A 22693-nucleotide genomic window follows, 5' to 3' on the forward strand; every position below is an offset into this window, starting at 1 on the left:
CTTACTTGGCTTGAGCTTGCGAGACGCGAGCTTGCGGGATCTGGGCTTGTGCGATCTGGGCCGGCGACGCGGGGGCCTGCACCAGGTTCCGGAGGAGGGCTGCGGCGTCGACCGGGGCCGGCGCTTCATCGCGCTTGAGCGAGGAGGTCTGCTCGACCGCGGGCGCCATCGGTGCGGATTGGCTCGCGCCCTGGATCGTCACCTGGCCGCGGCCGGTGACCACCCCGGTCAGCGTGCGCTTGGATTGCAGATTGAGCACGCTGACGGTGTCGCCCTCGGCGCCGCTCTCGACCGCCTTGCCGCGCGTGGTGAGATAGAGGCCGGGCGCCTGGAAGATGACGGTCACGGCCTGGTCGCGCACCACGAAATCAGGCTTGACGATGTCGGCGGCCCGAAGCGGCGTGCCCGCCCGCATCGCGCGGCGCAGCTGCATGCCGACGCTGCGGTCGCGCGAGGCCGGCTCGCCGGTGACCTCGGCCTTCGGCCGGCGCTCCAGCGCGACGTCGGAGGACTTCAGCGTATCGGCACGATCGATGTCGCGCGTCAGCACGGCCACTTCCACCGTCTCGATCGCGGTCCCGGTGAAGCGCAGCTTGGTCGCGGTCGGATTGCTGTCGTTGGCGATCTCGAAGGCGATGTCGAACCGGCCGCTGCGGGCGTCGTAGCGGGTTGCGACCGGCTGGAGCGCGCCGGAGTTGGAGGCATCCAGCCGCATCTCGGCGACGCCGCGGTCGAAGGTGACGGTGATGTTGGCGGCGTCCCCGAGGCCGAAGCGGCGCTCGAGCGCCGAGGCGACGGCGGTTTCGAGATCCTTGTTCGCGAGCGTGCGGGCAAGGCGGGTGACCTGGACCTCCTTGAGGTCGCCGGTCATCACGCCGATCACCTGCTTTGCGCGGAGCACTGACAGCACCTGCGCGACCGTCAGCGTGCCGGTGGTGCCGAGATCGGGCGAGCGGTAGACCGGGATCAGCGCGGCCGATCCGGCATTGTCGATGAGATCGCCGACCCGCACCACGTCCGAGGTCACGGTGACGCTCGCGCGCAGTGTCGGCGAGGCGATGAAATCGTCCGCGGCCGCTGCCGGCAGGGCCAGCGCGAGCAGGGCGGAGATGGTGGCGAGGGTGGCGCGGATCATCGTCATTGCCTCAGCGGAACAGCGCTGTGGTCGATTGCATCATCTGATCGGCGGCGCTGATCACCTTGGCGTTCATCTCGTAGGCGCGCTGGGCGGCGATCAGGTCGCTCATCTCCGAGACGACGTCGACATTGGCCTGCTCGAGGCTGCCCTGGGTGATCTTGCCGTAGCCCTCGGAGTTCGCGGTGCCGTCCTGCGGCGGGCCGGACGACGGGGTCTCGGTGAACTGGTTGCTGCCGACCGGCTGCAGGCCCGCCTTGTTGATGAAGCGGGTCACGCCGATCTGGCCGACGATCGTAGAAGTCGACGAGCCCGGCAGCGTCACCGAGACCTGGCCCTGCTCGCTCACGCTGATGCCGGACGCGTTTTGCGGGATCGTGATGCTCGGCTGCACCGGGTTGCCCTGGGCGGTGACGACGCGGCCCTGATTGTCCATCTGGAAGGTGCCGTCGCGGGTGTACTGGTAGGTGCCGTCGGGCATCAGGATCTTGAAGAAGCCCTCGCCGGACATCGCGAGGTCGAGATCGTTGCCGGTCTGCGACAGCGTGCCCTGCGTCATGCTGCGCGGGGTGCCGACGGTCTTGACGCCGCCGCCGATGTCGACGCCGACGGGCAGGATGGTGCCCTGGTCCGAGGCCTGCGCGCCGACGCGGCGGACGTGCTCGTAGATCAGGTCCTGGAACGCCGCGGTCTGCTTCTTGAAGCCGGTGGTGCGCAGGTTGGCGATGTTGTTGGAGATCACCTGAACGTTGAGTTCCTGTGCCGCCATTCCGGTCGCTGCGGTGTGAAGCGCCTGCATGTCAGTTCTCCCTCAATCAGGCCGGAACGTCGGCGAGCTTCTCGATCGCCGATTTGTGGAGGTCGCTCTGCTGCTGGAGCAGATTGGCGATGGCGGTGTAGCTGCGCATGACTTCGACCATGCGGGTCATCTCGCCGACCGAATTCACGTTCGACTTCTCGACATAGCCCTGGCGCACGCTGCTGGATTTGGCATCGGGCTGCAGGGTGGCGGAGCCGGCGGCATAGAGATTGGCGCCGAGCTTGGTCAGCTTGGTCGGATCGTCGAACGCGGCCATGCGGATCTTGCCGCGGATCGAGTCGGTCTTGGCGGTGCCCTCGAGCACCGTGATGGTGCCGTCGGGCGCGACGTTGATGTCGTGATCGGTCGGCTGGAAGGTGATCGGGCCGCCGGTGCCGAGCACCAGATTGCCGTCGGGGGTGACGAGCTGGCCGGTGCTGTTGAGCGAGAACTTGCCGTCGCGGGTGAACATCTCGCCGCCATTGGCCTGCACCGCGAAATAGGCGTTGCCGTCGATCGCCATGTCGAGCGGGTTGTTGGTCGGCTCCATCGGGCCCTGGCCGATGTCGCGGTAGGTGCCGCGGTCCTGCACATAGGAGACCCGGCGGTCCGCGCCGATGAAATTGTCCTCACGCGCGTTCGAGTTGAGGTACTCCTCGAACAGCGAATGGTCGGCCTTGAAGCCGTTGGTGTTGGCATTGGCGACGTTGTTGGCGATGACATCCATCTGCCGTTCCAACGTCATCTGCCGTGACAAGCCGATCAGAAGCGCGTTCTGCATCGGAAATCTCCCCTGAGCGGATCTGCCATTTCGCTCTCCCAAGCGCCTTGGCGGACCCCGTGAACGAGACCGTCGGGTTCTCCCAAACCGTCGGGTCTCGGTCCTTTCTCAGCGAAAGCCGTGCCAACCTGGGAAAACTTCGTAATTTCAGTGGCTTGCTGATTTTTAGGGGGCGCTGGAGGGCGGCAGAAAGGTTCTGTTAGCCATGTCTGCCCGGCAGATTTTTCCTAGTGGAGGCCCAATCGAAAGATTCCGTTAACCATTATTACCGTAGCGTTTGCCATGAAGAGGAGCGCATTGCGCCGGGGCATTTGTATCGCGTCCTTGTCTTAAGGCTTCGCTCTTTCGACCCCTTTGAGAGATCCGGGCGCGGCGACCATGGCAGAGAATGAAGCGGAAGGCGGCGCAGCCACTGAGGGCGCGGAAGCCGCTCCGCCGAAGAACAAGCTGAAGCTCATCATCATGGCCGTCGGCCTGCTCGCCGTTCTCGGCGGCGGTGCTGCGACCTGGTTCTTCTTCTTCCGGCACGGCGACGACGAGCATCATGCCGAGGTCGCGCCTCCGCCGAAGCCGCCGTCCTTCGTCGACGTCCCCGACATCATGGTCAACCTCGCCGGTGCGCCCGGCGAGCGCGTGCAATATCTGCGGCTGAAGATCGTGCTGGAGCTGAAGGAAGAGAAGCAGATCGAGGCGATCAAGCCGACGATGCCGCGGGTCACCGACATCTTCCAGACCTATGTGCGCGAGCTGCGCCCCTCCGACCTCAACGGTTCCGCCGGCATCTTCCGCCTCAAGGAGGAGCTGACCAAGCGCGTCAACGCGGCGGTCGCTCCGGTCCAGGTCAGCGCGGTGCTGTTCAAGGAAGTCGTGATCCAGTGAGGACGCTGCGGAAGGTGATGGGCTAGCGTCATGGCCGGCAACGAGCAAATGGACCAGGATGCGATTGCCGCCCAATGGGAGGCATCGCTCGATTCGGAGGATCCCGCCGAGGCCGCGAAGGCTGCGGCCGAGAACGAGCTGTCGGAGACCATGGCCCTGCAATGGGCCGCCATGGTCGAGGACGGCAGCCGCGATCTCGGCAGCGGCAAGAATTCCGGCGAGCGGGTGCTGTCGCAGGAGGAGATCGACAATCTCCTCGGCTTCACCGTCGGCGACGTCACCCTCGACGACCATTCCGGCATCCGCGCGATCATCGATTCGGCGATGGTCTCCTACGAGCGTCTGCCGATGCTCGAAATCGTCTTCGACCGCCTGGTGCGGCTGATGACGACGTCCCTGCGCAATTTCACCTCCGACAACGTCGAAGTCTCGCTCGACCGCATCACCTCGGTGCGTTTCGGCGACTACATGAACTCGATCCCGCTGCCCGCCGTCCTCACCGTCTTCAAGGCCGAGGAATGGGAAAACTTCGGCATGGCGACGGTCGATTCCAACCTGATCTATTCGATGATCGACGTGCTGCTCGGTGGCCGCCGCGGCACCAGCCAGCTCCGCATCGAGGGCCGGCCCTACACCACGATCGAGACCGAGCTGGTCAAGCGGCTGGTCGAGGTGGTGCTCGCCGACGCCGAGCAGGCATTCCGGCCGCTGTCGCCGGTGACCTTCACGATCGACCGGCTCGAGACCAACCCGCGTTTCGCCGCGATCAGCCGTCCCGCCAATGCCGCGATCCTGGTGCGCCTGCGCATCGACATGGAAGACCGCGGCGGCAACATCGAGCTGCTGCTGCCTTATGCGACCATCGAGCCGATCCGGGGCGTCCTGCTCCAGATGTTCATGGGCGAAAAGTTCGGCCGCGACCCGGTCTGGGAAGGCCATTTCGCCACCGAGATCGTGCAGGCCGAGATCGCCGTCGATGCCGTGCTCTACGAGGCCGACATCCCGCTCAAGCAGCTGATGCGGCTCAAGGTCGGCGACACCCTGCCGCTGGACATGCGCGCCGACGCCAACGTCACCGTGCGCTGCGGCGACGTCACGCTGACCGAGGGGCGGATGGGCCGGGTCGGCGACCGCGTCGCGATTCGCGTGACGAAACCCTTGCGCAAGCCAAGTACGACACTTGCGATGTTCGAGAAGGTGGACGAGCAGAACAAGATGATGGAGGCCCCATGAACCACTCCCTGGGAATGGCGATCGAGACGCTGGTGGCTATCCTGCTGATGCTGACGATCGTTTATTGCGTCATGCTCAACAAGCGGCTGACGCGGCTGAAGGCGGACGAGCATTCGCTGAAGGCGGTGATCGGCGAGCTGATCACCGCGACCGAGATCGCCGAGCGCGCGATCGGCGGGCTGAAGCTGGCGGTGCGCGACGTCAACGAGAATCTCGGCAGCCAGCTCGCCGCGGCGACGCAGATGTCGGACCAGCTCTACAAGCAGCTCGGCGAGGCCGACAACGTGGTGCGCCGGCTGTCCAAGATCGCGATCGCCGCGCGCCCCATGACCGGTCCGGAAACGGTCGTCGCCCCCGCAGCCAAGCCATCGACGGCGAAGGCGGTGGCGGCTGCGGCCGAAGCCTTCTCGGAGCGCCGACGATCCAACGGCCTTGCCGCATGAAGTCAGGGGTATGAAGTCCTTTCGTAACATCCGCGTCATCCCGGTCGTCCTGGTTGCCGTCGCAGGCCTCGCCACGCTGAAGGTGGCGGGTCTCGTGATCAATGGCGGCTATGTGTTCGACTACAAGCCGAACCAGACCAGGAAATCCTGGGCGCAGGAGAATCTGAACTTCCCGACCGGCCGCGAGGAGCCGGAGATCATCACCGGCTCAACCCATGGCGCGCCGAAGGAGGCGCCCAAGCCGGCCGCGCCGGAGACCAAGCCGGAAGGCACCGTGGTCAAGGTCGACGAAGCCCAGCCGCAGGTCTCGGCCTCCGAGCGCGCGATCCTCGAGCGGTTGCAGGCGCGCCGCCAGGAGATCGAGGCCCGCCAGCGCGAGATCGACATCCGCGAGAGCCTGCTCAAGTCGGCCGAGAAGCGCATCGAAGGCAAGGTCGAGGAGATGAAGGCGGTGGAAACCCGCATCTCCGCGACGCAGGCCGAGCAGAAGGCCGCCGAAGCCCAGCGCATGAAGGGCCTCGTGACCATGTACGAGGGCATGAAGCCCAAGGACGCCGCACGGGTGTTCGACCGGCTGGAGATGGGCGTGCTGATCGAGATCGCCTCGGCGATCGCGCCGCGGAAGATGTCGGACATCATGGGACTGATGTCGCCGGAGGCCGCCGAGAAGCTGACGGTCGAGATGGCCCGCCGTGCCAATGGCGGCGGCGATCAGTCGGCCTCGGCCGGCGAATTGCCCAAGATCGACGGCAAGCCGACGCAAAAGCCGAATTGAGGGCGCGAGGCGAAGAGGGCTATCGCGACCTGGCGCGTTGTCGCGTGGCCAGTTCGACCGGCGCCCAGCGAGAGGCCTTGCGGGTCTAGTTCGCGAAGACCTGTTGCACCCTGCGAACAGGCGCCTGCTTCTCCAGCCGAGGAAGAGTATCGACCTGCTGCTTGATCAGCGCTGCCTTCGTGACGCGAGTCACGAGCTGCAGGGTGCTATGGCAACAGGAGCACTCATATATTTTCAGGGCATATCCTCTGGCGATCGGAACGATCGCTACGACCGCTCTTGCCCTGCTACACACAATGCAACCGGCTTCTCCGCTCATTGATTACCCCCAAAGCTAACCAATGCGATTCGCATCGCCGAGGTCACATCTGATTCAGAGTCGCGCGCGAACCGCAACGCTCCGAAGGTTGTGAGTGCGCGCGCTCAGCAACTCCTCAAGGCGGCAGATCAAGCTCCCGTGGCGGATGCAGTCGAAGCTGGCGGCATCTTCTGAGACTGCGATGAGTTGACGCGCGCAGGTGTGAAGTGGCGTACAGTGGCGCCCAAGGCCCGGTCCTACGCTTTGGCCAGTCGCAATCGGCAGCGCAGGAGGAGGCCATGAACTACTCGTCCGCAGCAGAACGCGTCATCGAGGCCCTCAACCGGCTGCTCATAGCGGCGATGACATCGGCGTGGACATCCGCCCTCAGCCATCAGCATGCAGAGCCGCCAGAAGGCGACGACGGCAACGATGATGAATCTTCTCTCGACGAAGACAGCTCCTCGGCACCGGAAGGTGCCGGCAAGCAACATTGAAGCCGCAATCGGCTTAAGGCCGTCACACGATCAGATCGTGCGACACATGGCCGTGAACGGTACCTGCCGAGAAAGGTGGATCGACATCGGACGGCGATGTTTCAGGCATGAATGCCGGCTCGGATCCATGCAATTCCCCAGCGTGCTCGTGACGACCGACGAAGTCCGAGAGATGATCCAGCATCGCGCTATGCAGCGAGCCCTGCGACGCCTGATCCCGGAACTGGAACGAGTCGCCGAGCTGCTGCGGATCGGCAGGCTTTGATCCAGACGCTCCCCCGGACGGGTTGTGCTGGTCCGCCCCGCTTGAGAGCGAATGGTTGGCACCGCCGGTCGATGACTTCAAAAGGCTTGGGTTGAGCGAAGTGTCTGCCGCTTCATCGCTGGTATGACCGTGGGAATGAGCCGCCTGGGCGGCGCCTCTTGGTGACGAGACGCCGTCATTCCCAGCGTCGCTTCCGAGCGCAAGCCCGCTACCGGCGTGCTGTCCGGCAGCGCCGTGGACAAAATTCAGCATGGCGATGTCGGGCACCTGGCCGCTTGCGGCAATCGCGCCATTCTTGCCAGCCAATGAGGCTGCGTCGAGCCCGGCCGGGTTGGTGAAGACAAAGCTGGCCTCGGTGAGTGGGATCACGTGCTGCACGATCAAAGACAATCCGCCGGCTGAGGGAGCTGCCGCGTCGCCGCGGGGCGTTTCGATCGCGAGCGTTTGCACTTCGTCTGAACTGGACAAGCTGGAATATCCGGTCTGCCTGATCTGGTCCCAGTTCGAATCGAGGCTGTAGGCCGCCTCGGTCGATTGGATGGTCGAACTTCCTGCAGCGAGAAGCGAGCCGTCGCCGCTGCCGGAATCGGACGAGACTTCGGAAGTGGTCGTCATCACGGCGGTCGCGTCACCCTGCGAGGTTGCGATGGGGTCGAGCAGTTCGCCGGCAGCCGCCATCACAGGTGCCGCTGCCGGCGCCGTGATGAAGTCCGACGCGTCGATGGTTGCGATGCCCTGCAAATGGATTTCGAGCAGACTGGAATCGCCGACGTGCAGGGTCTGGTCCGTTGAATTGACGTACACGATCGTTTCATTCGCCGCACTGTCATAGAGCCAGGCGATCGTATGTGCCGGCACGGCCGTGCTGGTTGAGCTCAATGCCAATATGGCGAACCCAAGCGCGCCCATGGCGGTCAAGTCGATCTTGTCCGCTCCCGATGCAAAGTCGGTGATGGTGTCGAACTGGCTTGCGTTGGAGTCGGCTACGAACAAGTAAGCGAAACGGTCGTTCCCATTGCTGCCGGTGAGCTGGTCCGCACCAAATCCGCCCGTTATGGTGTCGGCGCCGTTGTTGCCGTTGATGGTATCGCTGCCCGAGCCGCCGTAGATGGTGTCATCCCCATCATTGCCTTTGATCGTGTCATTGCCCGAGCCGCCATAGAGAACGTCGGCCTTTCCGGTCCCATTGACCGTGTCGCTGCTGGCCCCCGCATAGATGATCTGACCTGTGTTGCCGCCACCGGCAATGGTTTCGCTCCCCGGCGTTCCATACACGTTGGGGGGATCGGAGATCACGGCAGATCCGGTGGCCAGGTTATCAAAATCGTTCGGGTCTGCGTCGCTGGCACCATGAATGGCGACGGTCACCGTCTGCGTCGTACCGTCGATGGCAGTTATCGAGAAGGTGTCCGTCAAGGTGTCGCCGACCTCGAGCGCCTGAACCACGGTGTTGTTGTTATCGAGGGTGTAAGTCCATACGCCGGCTGCGGTCATCGTGAAGGTGCCGTATCCGCCGTCGCTAGCAGCCGGCGAAGAGACTGCGGTGAACGTGTTCGGAGCGTTGTCGACGTCCGTATCGGTGAGCGTGCCGGTCGTGACGGGAATGCCGGGCGAGAAAGTTCCTGCCTCTGTCACTGAGCCGGTCGTGGTGCCGGAAATAAGGGCGGCGTCGTTGCTGCCCTGAATGGTGATCGTCACCACCTGCGGCGTACCGTCGAGGGCGTTGACGGTGAAACTGTCGGTGAGCGTGCCGCCGACATTGAGCGCCTGCACCGCGCCGCTGGCGTTGTCCAAGGTGTAGGTCCACACGCCGGCGGCGGTTATCGTAAAGGTGCCATAACCATTCGTGCTTGCCTTGGGCGAACTCACCGCGCTGAAGGTATTGGACGGATTGTCGACGTCGGAGGCAAAGAGCGTGCCCGTTGTGCTCGGGCTGCCGGGTGTCGCGTTGGCAACGCCTCCGGCCTCGGTCACCGAGGCGGTCGTGGTGCCGGAAACGACGGCTGCATCGTTGGCGCCATGGATGGTGATCGTTACCACTTGGGCCGTTCCGTCCAGAGTGGTCACTGTGAACGTGTCGGTCAGTGTCTCGCCGGTATTGAGCCCCTGCACCGCGCCGTTGGCATTGTCGAGCGTGTAGGTCCACACGCCCGCTGCCGTCATGGTGAAGGTGCCATAGCCGGCGGCGCTCACCGTCGGCGATCCGACGGCCGTGAAAGCATTGGCGGTCGTGTCGACGTCGGCGTCGGTGAGGGTGCCGGTCGCGGTGGGTGTGCCGGGGTTTGCGTTGGCGACGTCGCCAGCCTCGATCACGTCGCCGGTCGTCGCGCCGGAAATGATCGCAGCGTCACTGGTCCCGTGGATGGTGATCGTCACCACCTGTGGGGTGCCTCCGATCGAGGTCACCGTAAAGCTGTCGGTCAGCGTCTCGCCGGCATTGAGTGCCTGCACTGCGAGGTTGGCATTGTCCAAGGTGTAGGTCCACACGCCGGCCGCCGTCATCGTGAAGGTGCCATAGCCACCGGCGCTCGCGGTTGGCGAACTCACGGCGGTGAACGTATTGGGCGGATCGTCGACATCGATGTCGGTGAGGGTGCCGGTCGCAAGCGGCGTGCCGGGCGTTCCGTTGGCGATGCCGCCAGCCTCGATGATCGAACCGGTCGTGGTGCCGGAGATGATTGCAGCGTCATTGACACCGTTGATGGTGATCGTGAAGGTCTGGGTGACGGAGGTGAGTCCGTCGGAGACGGTGATAACGAAACCGTCGGTCGTAGGCGCCTTCAGCGCGTTGATTGCGGCATTGTCGGGCACGAACGTATAAGCGCCGCTCGTGCTGTTGACGTAGAGAATCCCGTAGGAACTTGTCTTCGACAGATCGTACGTCACTCCATCCAGAACCGTACTGCCGGCGCTGGCCCCGATGATGCCGAAGGTCAGATTGCCGCCGCCGCTGGTGCTACTGGCACTGAAGGTTCCCGTCGTCGCCGTGAATGTGTCAAACACGACCGTATCGAGCTCGATTGGCCCAGCCCCGGTGCTGAGAGTCGGCGGTACAGGGTCCAAGAGCGCGAAAGTGATGAGTGGCAACGTCGTCGGCAAGATCTGCAGCGTGGGCGCATCCGGCTGAATGAAATTGATCGGCTGCAGTGGCTGGGGTTTGACGAAGAAAGGCGTGCTCGAGCCACGGGGCCCTTGTTCTCCTAGATTGGCGAGCACATCCTGTTGGGCGGCGCGCAACTCCTCCATGCGAGCCGCCGTGTTCGCGACGTGATTGACGCTGATGGTGGATCCCACCTTCTTGATGACGATCGTCTCGCCGGGATCTTCGACGATGATGCGTCGCGGGACCCGCTCCTTGGTCACGAGCTCAAATGCGCCGTGCGCAAGGTCCTTGTAGGTAATGGAGTCGTCATCCAGGAATGTGACATCCGGGTCCGCGGCCTCGGCATGCTGCGCGGCCGAGAAGGTCAATGCTGCAAGTGTCAGCATCCCGAAACCGCCCGCGTGGCCCCGGGCGCGAATGCCTGCAAGGGGCGTATTCAGCTGGAGCGCCCCGGTTTCCGCCAGCCGGCCCGGTACGAAACTGAAGCTCCCTCGGGTCACGTCGAACAAGGCTGCAGGTGGCATGCCTTCGACGTCGAAGACAAACTCGCTCAGCACAACGTGAGTGCTGCAGGCGATGTTGAAGAAAGTACCGTCGATGAAGCAGATTGTGATCTGCCCGTCGGCGTCGGTCTCCAGCACGTCGCCCCGGTAGATGGGCGCACCAGCTACGGCCTGTGTGGCGACGCAGCTCGCTCGCGTAAGCGCACAGCAACCGATCACTCTATGAATATGGCCGATGAGTTCGACGGGCAGGGCCATGGCGGCCCCGCTGTCAACCTGGATGCCGGATGCAACTAACATGGCTAGACCTCGCCCGGGTGATCGATTCAGGCTCGGCGTGCTGCCAAAACCTTGCTGGGGCCCTCGCCAAGGGACAAAATTTCCTGGGCGCTGGCAGCCCCGAAGGCTTGCCCGCCGAAAAAATCAAGTCGATCGAGAGAGATGCATTGCGCGGGAGAGAGCGACGCGTACCGCCATTCCCGCCGTGCCCCCTCCCGCCAATGTGATTAAATTGACAAACGAGACGTATTTAATTTGTGGCGCTCGTGTAGCGCTGGAGATAAATTAGGCTAGTTAATAAAATTAAACAACAATTATAGTTATTCTGGCAGCGCTGCGCGGTTCAAGAATGGGCCGCCGATAGCGACGAGATCTTCTCAGAAAGGGGGGATCATGTGCAGACCTGCGATAGCCGCTTTGACGACCGGCCTGGTTTTGGCCCTTGCCAATTTCTTGCCGAGTGAGGCTCGAGCGCAAATCGATTCCGCCAAGCCCGCCGTCGCTGCCTCGTCATCGAAACCGATTGGGAAGGTGGTGGTGGCCACAGGCTCGGTCACGATCGAACATGCGGGCGCCGTGGTCGTTCAGGCGAATGTCTCGAGTGACCCTGGCCGGGCCAACACGGGTGATCCCGTATATCTTGGTGACGTGGTGCAGACGGGGGCCGACGGCCGCGTCGGCATCAATTTTACCGACGGCAGCTCGTTCAATTTATCGAGCAACGCCCGCATGGTGTTGGATCACTATGTGTATGAGCCGGCCGGCAAGTCCAATGCGACCCTATTCAATCTCGCCAGGGGAACGTTCACTTTTGTTGCGGGCGGTGTCGCGAAGACCGGCGACATGAAGGTCGATACTCCCGTCGCCACGCTGGGGATCCGAGGCACGACGCCGCATGTCGAGATTTCGGACGATGGGTCGGTCAAAATTTCGACCCTGATCGAAGAGGGCAAGAGTAAGCTCTTGAAGAAACCGCCGACATCGGCGGCGCCGGAGCCCGATCGAACCAGCAATCGGAGGCTCAACATCTGCCGGGGATGCTGAGAAACTTGCTAGGCCCGAAGCCGCCGTGATGCCGCAGTGCCGGCCGGGCAGGGAGACCAGGATTGGCGCTTCGTTCGCTGTCGGAGCCGGACACTTGGTGTGGAAATGATTGCAAGAGCCAGTTTCATCAAGGCCGTGATGCTCATTCTTGTCCTTGTGCTGTCCAGTTCGTCGGGCTGGGCGCAGAAGAAGGGCAGCTCCCTCAAGAATGTTGAACTGTGTAACGGCTCAGACCGCGTGTCACCCGAAGCTCGGATCGATGGCTGCACGGCGTTTATCGATGCGGGCGAGGGAGCGGTGAACGGCTTCGTTGTCGCCTACAACAACAGGGGGAATGCCTATAGCGCCAAAGCCGACTACGAACGCGCGATCAAGGATTTCGTTGAAGCGACCAGGCTTGACCCGAATTATGCGAAAGCGTTCAACAACCTCGGCGTGGCCTATCTGAGAACGGGGGCGCGCGATCTGGCGATCGGCGCGTTTGACGAGGCGCTCAGGCTCAACCCGAACTACGGCTCCGCTTTTGCCAACCGTGCGGCGGCCCACCTGCAAGGGAACGCGTACGACCGCGCAGCGCGGGACTATGACGAGGCAATTCGCCTTGATCCGAAGCTGGAGGCGGTGCGGAGCGGACGCTGTTGGACCCGAGCCGTCCTTGGCGATTTGCAGGCTGCGCTGGAAGACTGCGATATTGCGCTTCGATCGGGAGCAAACAACGCGGCAACATACGATTCGCGCGCTCTCATAAATCTGAAAATGGGGCAATTCTCCGCGGCGATGCATGACTACAACTCAGCGCTGCGGTTCGCGCCCAAGCTTGCGAGCGCGCTCTACGGCCGAGGGATTGCCAAATTCAAGCTCGGCGACACAGATGGTAGCCATAGCGATATCTCGGCGGCCAGAAAAATCGACGCCGGAATCGACCAAGCCTTTGACCGCTATGGGGTGCCCGTGAAGGGACAGGTCAACCGCGACGGCACCGTTTTGCAGGTGTTAACGAGGCCTTAACCATCGGCGTCTCAAATTCAGACGCGGCGGATCCGCCCACGCTCGATGCGGCACGGCGTGCTGCCTCCAAAGCAAATCAAGATATAGCATTAACAAGTCCTTAATTGGCGAGACCTACAGTCGACGGCATGGGCCGGCCTTAGTGCCGGCATGGACCGCCGAACCGGAAGAAATGCCGCCAATGGCGCGAAAGGCTGCCGCTGGATTTGTGACGCGAGCCCGCGCCTTGGCGTCGGGGCTGTTGCGTCATGTCCGAACAGCGGGCGTGCTGGCGGCCTGCCTGCTGACCGGTCTCGGTGCGCCTGCCCGGGCGGCCGATCCGATCAGGGGCGAGGCGAGCTTTTCGGCCGGTGGCGGCTTTGCCCGTCTCGTCATCAAGCTCGGCGAGGACGTTCCTTCCGAGGTGACGACCGCAGGCTCCATCCTCATCATCCGGTTCGACCGGGCGGTCGACGTTCCCGTCGACCGCGTTCCCGAAGGCGCGCCCGATTACGTCAACTCCGCGCGCCGCGATCCTGACGGCGGTGCCATCCGCCTGTCGCTGGCGCGGCGCGTCACCGTCAACACCATGAATGCCGGCGAGCGCACCTTCGTCGACCTGTTGCCCGAGGGCTGGAAGGGACCGCCGCCGAGCCTGCCGATGGACGTGGTCAAGGAGCTCGCCGAGCGCGCCCGCGTGGCCGAGCGCGCGTTGCGTGCCCAGCGCGCCGCGGCGGAGACCAAGAAGCGTCCGCAGATCCGCGTGCGGGCCTCGGTGCAGCCGACCTTCGTGCGCTTCGTGTTCGAGATGCCCGACGGCGTCGGCGTCTCCTCCGTGCTCAACGAGCAGAAGCTCACGCTCGCTTTCAACGCCAACCTCAATTTCGATCTGGCGGACGCGGTTGTCGCGGCGCCGCCGAACGTCGCCTCGATCAAGCAGAAGGCCGACATCGATCAGACCAATGTCGAGATCGCGCTGATCGGCGATTCCGACGTGCATTCGTTCCGCGACGAGAAGAACTACGTCGTCGACGTCTCTTTTCAGCCCGACAAGGGCAAGACTGCCGCGACGCCCGAGGCGGCGATCGCGCAGATGAAGCCTGTCGGTCACGGACCGGCCCCCGACAAGCCCGCGGCCGAGAAGCCGAAGGACGCCCATCGCGAGATCGCGCCGCCGACCTCCGAGACGATCGCGCGCGAAGCCAAGATCGAGGTCAAGCCCGAGGTGAAGCCCGAAGCGCCCGCCGCGATGCCGCCCGCTGAAGCGCCGAAACCGGCGCCGGCCGCCGCGACTGAGGCTGTGCACGCCCCGGAAGCGCCCAAGGAAACTGCCAAGGAAACTGCGAAGGAAACTGCGAAGGAAACTGCGAAGCCCGCGCCGCCGGTTTCCGAAGCGGCGGCCGCGCCTGCCAAGCCGGCGCCTGCCGAAGCGCCCAAAGAGGCCGTCAAGGAAGCCGCCAAGGAAGCCGCCAAGGCTGCGCCCGTTGAGGCGCCGGCCGCGCCGCAGCCCACGATCGCCAGCGTCGATGCGCGCCGCGACAGCGACGGCCTGCGCGTGACGTTCCCAATTCAGGTCGCAACACCGGCGGCCGCGTTCCGCCGCGGCGACACGGTGTGGCTGGTGTTCGATACGCCGAAGCCGATCGACGTCGAGGCGATCCGCGCCAGGGGCGGGGCGATGATCGGCGAGGTCGGCCGCATCCCGCTCGACAAGGGGCAGGCGGTGCGCATCCGTCTCACCCGCCCGCTGGTCTACTCGCTGGCGAGCGAGGAGGTCGGCAAGGAGACCAACTGGCTGCTGACGCTCGCCGACAAGATCCAGTCGACGCCGCTGCCGCTGATGATGTCGCGCAACATCACCGACCCCGCGCTCGCCAACATCGCCATCCCCTTCGCCAATCCCGGCCTGCTGCACAAGCTCACCGACCCCGATGCCGGCGACGCGCTCTATGTCGTCACCGCGCAGCGGCCGGTGCGCGGCTTCATCAAGCGGCAGGATCTCGTCGATCTCTCGCTGCTGGAATCCGCGCACGGCATCGCGATCCGGCCGAACTCCGACGAGGTCGGCGTCGAGGTCGGTGCCGACAAGGTGATCCTCGGCAAGAAGGGCGGACTGACGCTGTCGCCGGTCGACATCTCGGCCGAGCGCGCGCCGACCGCGGTGCGCCCGATCTTCAGCCCCGAAGGCTGGCGCAAGGGCCAGTCGGACAATTTCATGGCGCGCCAGGCCGAGCTGATGACGGCGATCTCGGCCGTCGAACCGGCGCTGCGTTCCCTGCCGCGGCTCGATCTCGCTCAGTTCTACATGTCGCGCGCGATGTATCACGAGGCCAAGGCCGTGACCGAGCTGATGCTGAGCGATCCGCTCAACAAGGAGGAGAGCGGCGCGCTGATCATGCATGCGATCGCCAGCATCCTGATCGGCCGGCCGGCGCAGGGCCTGAAGGACCTCGCCAATCCCGTGATCGGCAACAGCCACGATTCCCAGCTCTGGAAGGCGCTCGCCTATGCTCGCCAGGGCAAATGGGCTGACGCGCGCGAAAAATTCAAGAACGTCGAATTCGCCATTGCCTCGCTGCCGCTCGACATCCAGCGCATCGTGACGATGGACGCGATGCGCGCCTCACTCGAGGTGAAGGACTACGCCGGCGCCTCCAAGCGCCGCAGCGAGCTCGAGGTGGTCGGCGTCTCGCCCGAGGCCGCGCCCGGCTTCGCCGTGCTGCGCGGCCGGCTCGCCGAGGCGCTCGGCCACGACAAGGACGCGCTCGACGACTACAGGTTCGCGGCCGCCTCGGCCGATCGGCCGGCTGCGGCCGAGGCCAAGCAGCTCGAGGTCGCGCTGCGGCAGAAGCGCGACGAGATCAGCAAAGAAGACGCGCTGCGCGAGCTCGAGACGCTGTCCATGACCTGGCGCGGCGACGCGATCGAGGTCAAGACGCTGCAGATGCTGTCGCAGATGTTTGCCGAGAACGGGCGCTACCGCGATGCGCTCACCGCGGCGCGCACCGCGACCAGGCTGCAGCCGAACGCCGAAGCCTCGCGCCAGGCGCAGGACCTCGCCTCGGACCTGTTCACGAAGATCTTCCTGGGACCGAAGGGCGACGAGCTGCCGCCGGTCGAGGCGCTCGGGATGTTCTACGAATTCCGCGAGCTGACGCCGATCGGCCGGCGCGGCGACGAGCTGATCCGCCGTCTCGCCGACCGTCTCGCCTCGATCGACCTGCTCGACCAGGCCGCCGAGCTGCTGCAGTACCAGGTCGATCACCGCCTCGAAGGCGCTGCGCGCGCCCAGGTCGCCGCGCGCCTGTCCATGATCTATCTCGCCAACCGCAAGCCCGACATGGCGATCACCGCGCTGCGCGCGAGCCGCATCAGCGACCTCTCCGGCGAGCTCAGGCAGCAGCGCCTGCTGCTGGAGGCGCGCGCCCAGAGCGACGTCGGCCGTCACGATCTCGCGCTCGACATCGTCTCCAACGTCTCCGGGCGCGAGGTGCTGCGCCTGCGTTCCGACATCTTCTGGGCGGCACGGCGCTGGCGCGAGTCCGCCGAGCAGATCGAGCTCTATTACGGCGAGCGCTTCCGCGACTTCAAGCCGCTCAACGCGGTGGAGAAGAGCGACATCATCCGCGCCGCCGTCGGCTATGCGCTCGCCGACGACTCGATCGGCCTGTCGCGCTTCCGCGAGAAATACGCGCCGCTGATGAGCGAAAGCGCCGACCGTCTCGCCTTCGACATCGCCAGCAAGCCGGCCGCGGCCTCCAGTGCCGAATTCGCCGAGATCGCCAAGCTGGCTGCCAGCGTCGACACGCTCGACGGCTTCCTGCGCGAGATGAAGCAGCGCTTCCCCGACGCCACCGCCCGCGCCCCTGGCTCACCGCAGGCCAAGGAACAAGTCGACCACACCGGCTCGCTGCCGACGATCCCCGTCGTGCGTCAGATCAAGATGACGCGGTAGGAAGGCTGCCGCGCCAAGCGCGGCCCTCGACGCCTCACCCTCCGTAACTCTGCACCAGGCTCCCCGCCACCAGCGACCAGCCGTCGACCAGCACGAAGAAGATCAGCTTGAACGGCAGCGAGATCGTTGCCGGGGGCAGCATCATCATGCCCATCGACATCAGCACCGAGGCGACGACGAGGTCGATGATCAGGAAGGGCAGGAACAGCAGGAAGCCGATCTCGAAGGCGCGCTTCAGCTCGGAGATCATGAAGGCGGGGACGAGGATGCGCAGTGCGAGGTCGTCGGGGGTGGCCGGCGGCGCCTCGCCTGAGAGATCCAGGAACAGCTTGAGATCCTTCTCGCGCACGTTCTTCTGCATGAAGCCGCGCAAGGGAACGGAGGCGCGCTGCAGCGCGTCCTCGACGCCGATCTGGTTGGCGACCAGCGGGCGGATGCCGTCGTCGTAGGATTTTTGCAGGACCGGCCCCATCACGAAGAAGGTGAGGAACATCGCCAGCGCGATGATCACCGAGTTCGGCGGCGCGGTCGCCGTGCCCAACGCGGTGCGCAGCAGCGACAGCACGACCACGATGCGCGTGAACGACGTCATCATAATCAGGATCGACGGCGCGATCGACAGCACGGTGAGCAGCGCGATCAGCTGGATCGCGCGCTCGGTGACGCCGCCGCCGCCAGCGCCGCCGCCGAGATTGATGCTGATGTCCTGCGCATGCGCCGGCATCGCTGCCGATGCCGCGCCGATCAGGACAGAAAGGAAAACAACTCTACGCGGGAGGGACGGCAGCCTCACGAAGACGGCTTCGGACGGCCGAGCAGAGAGGCCATCTCGTCTTCGAGATTCTCAAAGCTGGTCTTTTCCGCGGCAGGCTTTGCGGGCGGGGCCGGGGGTGCCGGCGGCTCGCTGCGGGCGGCGCGGGGTGGCGGCGGCGCAGGCGGTTCGGGCGCAACCGGAGGCGCGACCGTCTCGCCGGCCGGGCGACGCAAGGCTGCCTCCAGCCGCTGCGCCATTTCGGCGAGATTCTGCTCGGCGCTGGAGGGGGCCGCGGCGGGAGCCGGCGGCGGAACGGGGGGAGCCTGCGGCACCGGCGGAGGCGGCGGCGGCGCAGCGGCGCGCTCGGCGCGCACCGGCGGCATCTTCGGCGGCTCACTCTGGCGCGGCGGCCGCGGCATCAGTGGCGGCTCGCTGCGCGGAACGCGCGGCGGCAGCGGCTCGGGCCGGGGTTCGCGCTCGGGGCGCGGCGCGTTCGGCTCGGCCGTAAAGCCGGCGAGGGGATCGCTGCGGCGTTCGGCCAGCGCGGGAGCGGGCCGGCGCACCTCGTCGGCGAAGGACGGGCGCGCGGGCCGCGGCGGCGGCTCGGGCATCTGCGGCTCGGGATGATCGAGGAGTTCGGGCCGCGGTGCTTCGTCGGCCCAGCTGCTGGTATCCGGCATGGGCGCGAGCCGCGGCGGTTCCGCGGCGTTCGGACGCTGCGGAAGCTGGTCGCGGCCGGGCGCGGCGCGAACGATATTGGGCTCGACGACGATATCGGTCGGCCCGCCGATCATCAGGAGATGCTCGACATTGTCACGCCGGACCAGCACCAGGCGGCGCCGACCGTCGACCGCGGCAGCGTCGATCACCGCGAGCCGGGGCATCCTGCCGCGCTGGGTGTTGGCGCCGACCCGGCTGCCGGCGAATCGGCGAACCAGCCAGGCAGCGACGCCGATCAACGCCAGAACGACGATGAACGCGACGATGAAGGTGATAGGGCTGCCTTGCATACTTGTCCCCGACAAATGGCGCTGTTCTCGTGCCCGTGGTCAGACGCGCCAACCACCGGCTTAACGATGCCCCAAACTGCGATCTCTTAACGTCCCACGGCAAGTTTTGCCGTCCCCAACTCTTAATAACCTATGAATCGCTCGATCCAAAACGACTTCTTGGCCCGTGAATGCGCCGCCAAATGGTTGGGTTAATGCCATTTTTGGAGGCGTAGAATCACGGGGCGCAAAATAGTGTCCCGCCCGGGGACACGCCTCGAGGGCGTCCTTAACCAGCTGTTAACCATACACGCGGCAAATTCTGCCTAGTTGCGGACCTCAAGGTTCGCAAGAGGCGGAAGGAGCCGCGACGATGTCCATCAACGACCTCCCGGTGCTGTCGGCGCTTCGCACCAAGATGCAGTGGCACCAGGAGCGCCAGCGCGTCCTGTCCGAGAACGTCTCCAATTCCGACACGCCCAAATTCCGGCCGCGCGACCTGGTCGAGCCGAAGCTCGACAAGTCCGGGGCCGTCACAGGCTCGATGGGCCCCCTCACGCTCGCCCGCACCAGCGGTTCTCACATGACGCCGTCAGGGGCTGCTTCCGGATTCGACCAGAACAAGAATGCGGGGTTCGAGACCCGCCCCGCGGGCAACGCCGTCAATCTCGAAGAGGAGATGATGAAGGCGGCCGGCAACCAGATGGACTACGCGGCGGCGACCTCGCTCTATTCGAAGAGCCTGCATCTGCTCAAGACCGCGATCGGCAAGGGCTAGCCGCATGATCCGGGAACAGAAGAGCTAGAGGAGGCGCATCATGGCCAATGACAGCAGCGACTTTGCCCGCTCGATGGCGATCGCGACCTCCGGTCTGCGGGCGCAAGCCGGCCGCATGCGGGTGATCTCGGAAAACATCGCGAACGCGGATTCGACCTCGCAGACCGCAGGCGGAGATCCCTACCGGCGCAAGGTTCCGACCTTCTCCTCCGCGCTCGACCGCACGCTCGACGCGCAGGTCGTCACCCTCGGCAGGATCAAGCCGGACCAGTCGAACTTCCGCGTCAAATACGAGCCGAACAATCCGGTCGCTGACGCCAGCGGCAACGTCAAATATCCCAACGTGAACTCGGTGGTCGAGATGACCGACATGCGCGACGCGCAGCGGTCCTACGAGGCCAATCTCAACATCATCAGTGCGACGCGCCGGATGATCCAGCGCACGCTCGACATCCTCAAGAGCTGAACAGGACAATTGAGCCATGGCATCACCGACAATCGCGGCCAACGCTTATGCCAACCTCGCCCGGGTGCTGGAGAACAGCGGTGCCGGCAAAGCCACCGAGGCAGGCGGGCAATCCTTTGCCTCGATGCTGAAGGACGCCGTCGGCAGCGTCATGGAGTCCGGCCGCAAGTCGGATGCGCAGACCGTGGCGATGGCCTCCGGCAAGGCCAACGTGATGGACGTGGTGACGGCGGTGGCGGACACCGACGTCGCGGTGTCCACGCTCGTCTCGGTCCGCGACCGCGTGATCGCGGCGTATGAAGACATCATGAAGATGCCGATCTGACGCGCACTGTCATTCCGGGGCGCGACGAAGTCGCGAGCCCGGAATCCATGGTGCGACCGACGCTGCGGCCCGATGGATTCCGGGGTCTCGCTTCGCGAGCCCCGGAATGACGACAAACAATTCAGAGTAGGAATTCAAATGACCGGACCCGAGACCCTCGACGTTGCGCGCGATGCGATCTGGACGATCGTGATCGTGTCCTCACCCCTGATGGTGGTCGGTCTGGTGGTCGGCGTCATCGTGTCGCTGTTCCAGGCGCTGACGCAGATCCAGGAGCAGACGCTGATCTACGTGCCGAAGATCCTAGCCATCTTTGCCACGATGCTGCTGGCGCTGCCGTTCATGGCGGACGCGCTCCACGCCCACATGCTGCGGATCTCGTCGCGAATCATCGGCGGCTGAGGCAAGATGCGTCAATCATGCGCATCGACGTCTCGCTACTGCCGGCGCTCGCCGCTTCCTTCATGCTCGCCTTCGCCCGGGTCGGCGCGATGGTGATGCTGTTGCCGGGGCTGGGCGAGACCAACATTCCGACGCGGATCAAGCTGTCGATCGCGCTGGTGCTGACGCTGATCATCCTGCCGCTGCATCGTAACGCCTACCAGGTCGACATGGGATCGCTCGCGCCGCTCCTGGTCCTGATGCTGCATGAGATCGCGATCGGAATCGTGCTGGGCGCGACCGCGCGCGTGACGCTCTCGGCGCTCCAGGTCGCGGGATCCGTGATCGCACAGCAGATGGGACTCGGTTTCGTCACCTCGGTCGACCCGACGCAGGGCCAGCAGGGCGTGCTGGTCGGCAACTTCCTGACCATCCTCGGGGTAACGCTGCTGTTCGCCACCGACAGCCATCATCTGGTGATCGCGGCGCTGAACGACAGTTACGCGATCTTCTCGCCGGGCGAGACCGTATCGAGCGGCGATGTGGCCTCGCTCGCAACGCGCGCCTTTGCCGCCGCGTTCCGCCTCGGCCTGCAGCTCTCGGGGCCGTTTCTGGTGTTCGGCCTGGTCTTCAACATCGGCCTTGGCGTGCTGGCGCGGCTGATGCCGCAGATGCAGGTCTATTTCGTCGGTGTGCCGCTCTCGATCTTCGCGGGCTTCCTGGTGCTCGCCGTGGTGCTCACGGCGATGATGGGCACCTATCTGGATTACTTCATCGGTGTCATGCACCAGTTGATGCCGCTGAGGTCACGGTAGATCGATGTCAGAAGACAAGGACCCAGAGAGTCAAACAGAAGATCCGACGCAAAAGCGCCTGGACGACGCGCTCGAACGCGGCGACGTCGCCAAGAGCCAGGAGATCAACACCTGGTTCATGATGGCGGGCGGCACGCTCGTGGTCTCGACCTTCTCGGGCTCGGTGGGCAGCGGGCTGCTGGCGCCGATGCGGGGCCTGCTCGCCAATTCCTGGATGATCAAGACCGACGGCAAGGCCCTGCTCGCGCTGATGCAGCAGATCGAATTCGCCCTGCTCGCGGCGATCGGCGTGCCTCTCTTGATGCTGATGCTGGCGGCGATCGCCGGAAACATGCTCCAGCACCGCCTGGTCTGGTCGACCGAATCCCTGACGCCGAAGTTCAGCAAGATCTCGCCCGGCGCCGGCTTCAAGCGCATCTTCGGCAAGCAGGCGGCGGCCAATTTTCTCAAGGGCATCGGCAAGCTCGTGCTGCTCGGCGTGGTCATGACCATGATCCTCTGGCCGGAGCGGCACCGCATGGAAGCGATGGTCAGGCTCGATCCGGCTGCCATGCTCGGCGCCAGCACCAGCATGACGATCCATCTGCTGGGTGCGGTGGTCGCAGCGCTCGCGATCGTCGCCATTGCCGACTATTTTTTCCAGTACCGCAGCTGGTTCCAGCGGCAGAAGATGTCGCTCCAGGAGATCAAGGAAGAGTTCAAGCAGTCCGAAGGCGATCCGCACATCAAGGGCAAGCTCAGGCAGTTGCGGCAGCAGCGCGCCAAGAAGCGCATGATGGCGGCGGTTCCCAAGGCCTCGGTGATCATCACCAACCCGACCCACTATTCGGTGGCGCTGTCCTACGAGCGCGGCATGACGGCTCCGATCTGCGTCGCCAAGGGCGTCGACAATCTCGCCTTCAAGATCAGGGAGATCGCGCGCGAGCACGACATCCCGATCGTGGAGAACGTGCCGCTCGCCCGCGCGCTCTACGCCACCGTCGAGATCGACCAGGAAATCCCGACCGAGCACTACCATGCGGTCGCCGAAGTCATCGGCTACGTCATGCGGCTGAAGCGCGGATTCAGCGCCGGGCGAGAATAAAACACCCGAAAAGTACCGGAAATGGCCGTAATCTGGGAATCAGCGTACCTTTCGCCCCTGCTGCCCTTGCACCTCAGGGTCCGATTCAGGCAGGGAGGACCCCACGCGCCCCGTAGCGCGTTGAT

The 22693-nt window shown here is 64.8% G+C and carries 20 protein-coding genes; 14 read left to right on the forward strand and 6 right to left on the reverse strand.

Translation table 11 applies throughout. The features are described from left to right. Position 1: 1 nt before the first annotated feature. Genes flgA through flgF form a run of 3 tightly spaced genes read right to left on the reverse strand, consistent with a single transcriptional unit; the run spans position 2 to position 2715 of the window. On the reverse strand, positions 2–1135 hold the full coding sequence (flgA, locus tag GDN70_RS14370) for a flagellar basal body P-ring formation chaperone FlgA (protein ID WP_173015811.1): 1134 nt from the start codon (positions 1133–1135) through the stop codon (positions 2–4). 10 nt (positions 1136–1145) lie between these two features. Next, complete coding sequence (gene flgG, locus GDN70_RS14375) at positions 1146–1934, reverse strand: flagellar basal-body rod protein FlgG (protein WP_152102700.1); 789 nt, start codon at positions 1932–1934, stop codon at positions 1146–1148. Between the two features lie 16 nt (positions 1935–1950). Then, positions 1951–2715, reverse strand: coding sequence for a flagellar basal-body rod protein FlgF (flgF, locus tag GDN70_RS14380; protein WP_152102701.1), 765 nt, complete (start codon positions 2713–2715; stop codon positions 1951–1953). Between the two features lie 378 nt (positions 2716–3093). On the opposite strand from flgF, the gene fliL reads away from it, so the two are divergent. From fliL to GDN70_RS14410, 5 genes are all read left to right on the forward strand, one after another. Next, entirely contained in the window at positions 3094–3594 is a 501-nt protein-coding gene (fliL, locus tag GDN70_RS14385; protein WP_038971605.1) for a flagellar basal body-associated protein FliL, read from the forward strand. A 30-nt stretch (positions 3595–3624) separates the two neighbouring features. Next, a complete protein-coding gene (gene fliM, locus GDN70_RS14390; RefSeq protein ID WP_018321852.1) occupies positions 3625–4827 on the forward strand; it encodes a flagellar motor switch protein FliM in 1203 nt (400 codons plus the stop codon). Further along, entirely contained in the window at positions 4824–5270 is a 447-nt protein-coding gene (locus GDN70_RS14395; RefSeq protein ID WP_028142759.1) for a DUF6468 domain-containing protein, read from the forward strand. Before fliM ends, GDN70_RS14395 begins: the two co-directional genes overlap by 4 nt. Positions 5271–5280: 10 nt before the next feature. Further along, positions 5281–6045: a MotE family protein gene (locus GDN70_RS14400; protein WP_028142760.1), complete on the forward strand. Its 765-nt coding sequence runs from the start codon at positions 5281–5283 to the stop codon at positions 6043–6045. Between the two features lie 597 nt (positions 6046–6642). Next, positions 6643–6840 carry a hypothetical protein gene (locus GDN70_RS14410; RefSeq protein ID WP_018321856.1) on the forward strand — a complete coding sequence of 66 codons (198 nt, stop codon included), beginning with the start codon at positions 6643–6645 and terminating at the stop codon, positions 6838–6840. A 22-nt stretch (positions 6841–6862) separates the two neighbouring features. Here GDN70_RS14410 and GDN70_RS14415 read toward each other — a convergent pair whose 3' ends face one another. Next, on the reverse strand, positions 6863–11011 hold the full coding sequence (locus GDN70_RS14415; protein ID WP_244625883.1) for a VCBS domain-containing protein: 4149 nt from the start codon (positions 11009–11011) through the stop codon (positions 6863–6865). 396 nt (positions 11012–11407) lie between these two features. Here GDN70_RS14415 and GDN70_RS14420 point away from each other — a divergent pair, with 396 nt between their 5' ends. The 3 genes from GDN70_RS14420 to GDN70_RS14430 all read left to right on the forward strand — a co-directional run bounded on the left by GDN70_RS14420 (position 11408) and on the right by GDN70_RS14430 (position 16976). Then, a complete protein-coding gene (locus GDN70_RS14420; protein ID WP_312017544.1) occupies positions 11408–12034 on the forward strand; it encodes a FecR family protein in 627 nt (208 codons plus the stop codon). A 105-nt stretch (positions 12035–12139) separates the two neighbouring features. After that, a complete protein-coding gene (locus GDN70_RS14425) occupies positions 12140–13042 on the forward strand; it encodes a tetratricopeptide repeat protein (RefSeq protein WP_063712061.1) in 903 nt (300 codons plus the stop codon). A 181-nt stretch (positions 13043–13223) separates the two neighbouring features. Further along, complete coding sequence (locus GDN70_RS14430) at positions 13224–16976, forward strand: tetratricopeptide repeat protein (RefSeq protein WP_173015812.1); 3753 nt, start codon at positions 13224–13226, stop codon at positions 16974–16976. Positions 16977–17010: 34 nt separating this feature from the next. Here the strand turns inward: GDN70_RS14430 and fliP are convergent, their stop codons facing one another. Together fliP and GDN70_RS14440 are read right to left on the reverse strand one after the other, a co-directional pair. Next, positions 17011–17769, reverse strand: coding sequence for a flagellar type III secretion system pore protein FliP (gene fliP, locus GDN70_RS14435; RefSeq protein ID WP_028142765.1), 759 nt, complete (start codon positions 17767–17769; stop codon positions 17011–17013). Next, a complete protein-coding gene (locus GDN70_RS14440) occupies positions 17766–18740 on the reverse strand; it encodes a flagellar biosynthetic protein FliO (RefSeq protein ID WP_038971613.1) in 975 nt (324 codons plus the stop codon). Before GDN70_RS14440 ends, fliP begins: the two co-directional genes overlap by 4 nt. 352 nt (positions 18741–19092) lie before the next feature. Between GDN70_RS14440 and flgB the strand changes: the two genes are divergently transcribed. From flgB to flhB, 6 genes are all read left to right on the forward strand, one after another. Beyond that, the gene (gene flgB / locus GDN70_RS14445) at positions 19093–19497 is read left to right on the forward strand and encodes a flagellar basal body rod protein FlgB (RefSeq protein ID WP_152102703.1); all 405 of its coding nucleotides are present in this window, start codon (positions 19093–19095) and stop codon (positions 19495–19497) included. 40 nt (positions 19498–19537) lie between these two features. Beyond that, positions 19538–19963: a flagellar basal body rod protein FlgC gene (flgC, locus tag GDN70_RS14450; RefSeq protein ID WP_018321863.1), complete on the forward strand. Its 426-nt coding sequence runs from the start codon at positions 19538–19540 to the stop codon at positions 19961–19963. A 16-nt stretch (positions 19964–19979) separates the two neighbouring features. Further along, positions 19980–20288 (forward strand): flagellar hook-basal body complex protein FliE, encoded by a 309-nt coding sequence (fliE, locus tag GDN70_RS14455; protein WP_018321864.1) that lies wholly within the window; start codon positions 19980–19982, stop codon positions 20286–20288. Between the two features lie 138 nt (positions 20289–20426). Beyond that, the gene (gene fliQ, locus GDN70_RS14460; protein WP_018321865.1) at positions 20427–20690 is read left to right on the forward strand and encodes a flagellar biosynthesis protein FliQ; all 264 of its coding nucleotides are present in this window, start codon (positions 20427–20429) and stop codon (positions 20688–20690) included. A 17-nt stretch (positions 20691–20707) separates the two neighbouring features. Further along, on the forward strand, positions 20708–21484 hold the full coding sequence (gene fliR, locus GDN70_RS14465) for a flagellar biosynthetic protein FliR (RefSeq protein ID WP_152102704.1): 777 nt from the start codon (positions 20708–20710) through the stop codon (positions 21482–21484). A 4-nt stretch (positions 21485–21488) separates the two neighbouring features. Further along, positions 21489–22568 (forward strand): flagellar biosynthesis protein FlhB, encoded by a 1080-nt coding sequence (gene flhB / locus GDN70_RS14470; RefSeq protein WP_028142769.1) that lies wholly within the window; start codon positions 21489–21491, stop codon positions 22566–22568. Positions 22569–22693: the final 125 nt, after the last annotated feature.

The organism is Bradyrhizobium sp. TM102 (assembly GCF_009176685.1).
Classification (GTDB): domain Bacteria; phylum Pseudomonadota; class Alphaproteobacteria; order Rhizobiales; family Xanthobacteraceae; genus Bradyrhizobium; species Bradyrhizobium ottawaense.

Excerpts from the sequence above, each read along its gene's own strand:
- flgA (WP_173015811.1), bottom strand. The coding sequence starts at position 1,135 with ATGATCCGCGCCACCCTCGCCACCATCTCCGCCCTGCTCGCGCTGGCC.
- flgG (WP_152102700.1), bottom strand. The coding sequence starts at position 1,934 with ATGCAGGCGCTTCACACCGCAGCGACCGGAATGGCGGCACAGGAACTC.
- flgF (WP_152102701.1), bottom strand. The coding sequence starts at position 2,715 with ATGCAGAACGCGCTTCTGATCGGCTTGTCACGGCAGATGACGTTGGAA.
- fliL (WP_038971605.1), top strand. The coding sequence starts at position 3,094 with ATGGCAGAGAATGAAGCGGAAGGCGGCGCAGCCACTGAGGGCGCGGAA.
- fliM (WP_018321852.1), top strand. The coding sequence starts at position 3,625 with ATGGCCGGCAACGAGCAAATGGACCAGGATGCGATTGCCGCCCAATGG.
- GDN70_RS14395 (WP_028142759.1), top strand. The coding sequence starts at position 4,824 with ATGAACCACTCCCTGGGAATGGCGATCGAGACGCTGGTGGCTATCCTG.
- GDN70_RS14400 (WP_028142760.1), top strand. The coding sequence starts at position 5,281 with ATGAAGTCCTTTCGTAACATCCGCGTCATCCCGGTCGTCCTGGTTGCC.
- GDN70_RS14410 (WP_018321856.1), top strand. The coding sequence starts at position 6,643 with ATGAACTACTCGTCCGCAGCAGAACGCGTCATCGAGGCCCTCAACCGG.
- GDN70_RS14415 (WP_244625883.1), bottom strand. The coding sequence starts at position 11,011 with ATGTTAGTTGCATCCGGCATCCAGGTTGACAGCGGGGCCGCCATGGCC.
- GDN70_RS14425 (WP_063712061.1), top strand. The coding sequence starts at position 12,140 with ATGATTGCAAGAGCCAGTTTCATCAAGGCCGTGATGCTCATTCTTGTC.
- GDN70_RS14430 (WP_173015812.1), top strand. The coding sequence starts at position 13,224 with ATGGCGCGAAAGGCTGCCGCTGGATTTGTGACGCGAGCCCGCGCCTTG.
- GDN70_RS14440 (WP_038971613.1), bottom strand. The coding sequence starts at position 18,740 with ATGCAAGGCAGCCCTATCACCTTCATCGTCGCGTTCATCGTCGTTCTG.
- flgB (WP_152102703.1), top strand. The coding sequence starts at position 19,093 with ATGTCCATCAACGACCTCCCGGTGCTGTCGGCGCTTCGCACCAAGATG.
- flgC (WP_018321863.1), top strand. The coding sequence starts at position 19,538 with ATGGCCAATGACAGCAGCGACTTTGCCCGCTCGATGGCGATCGCGACC.
- fliE (WP_018321864.1), top strand. The coding sequence starts at position 19,980 with ATGGCATCACCGACAATCGCGGCCAACGCTTATGCCAACCTCGCCCGG.
- fliQ (WP_018321865.1), top strand. The coding sequence starts at position 20,427 with ATGACCGGACCCGAGACCCTCGACGTTGCGCGCGATGCGATCTGGACG.
- fliR (WP_152102704.1), top strand. The coding sequence starts at position 20,708 with ATGCGCATCGACGTCTCGCTACTGCCGGCGCTCGCCGCTTCCTTCATG.
- flhB (WP_028142769.1), top strand. The coding sequence starts at position 21,489 with ATGTCAGAAGACAAGGACCCAGAGAGTCAAACAGAAGATCCGACGCAA.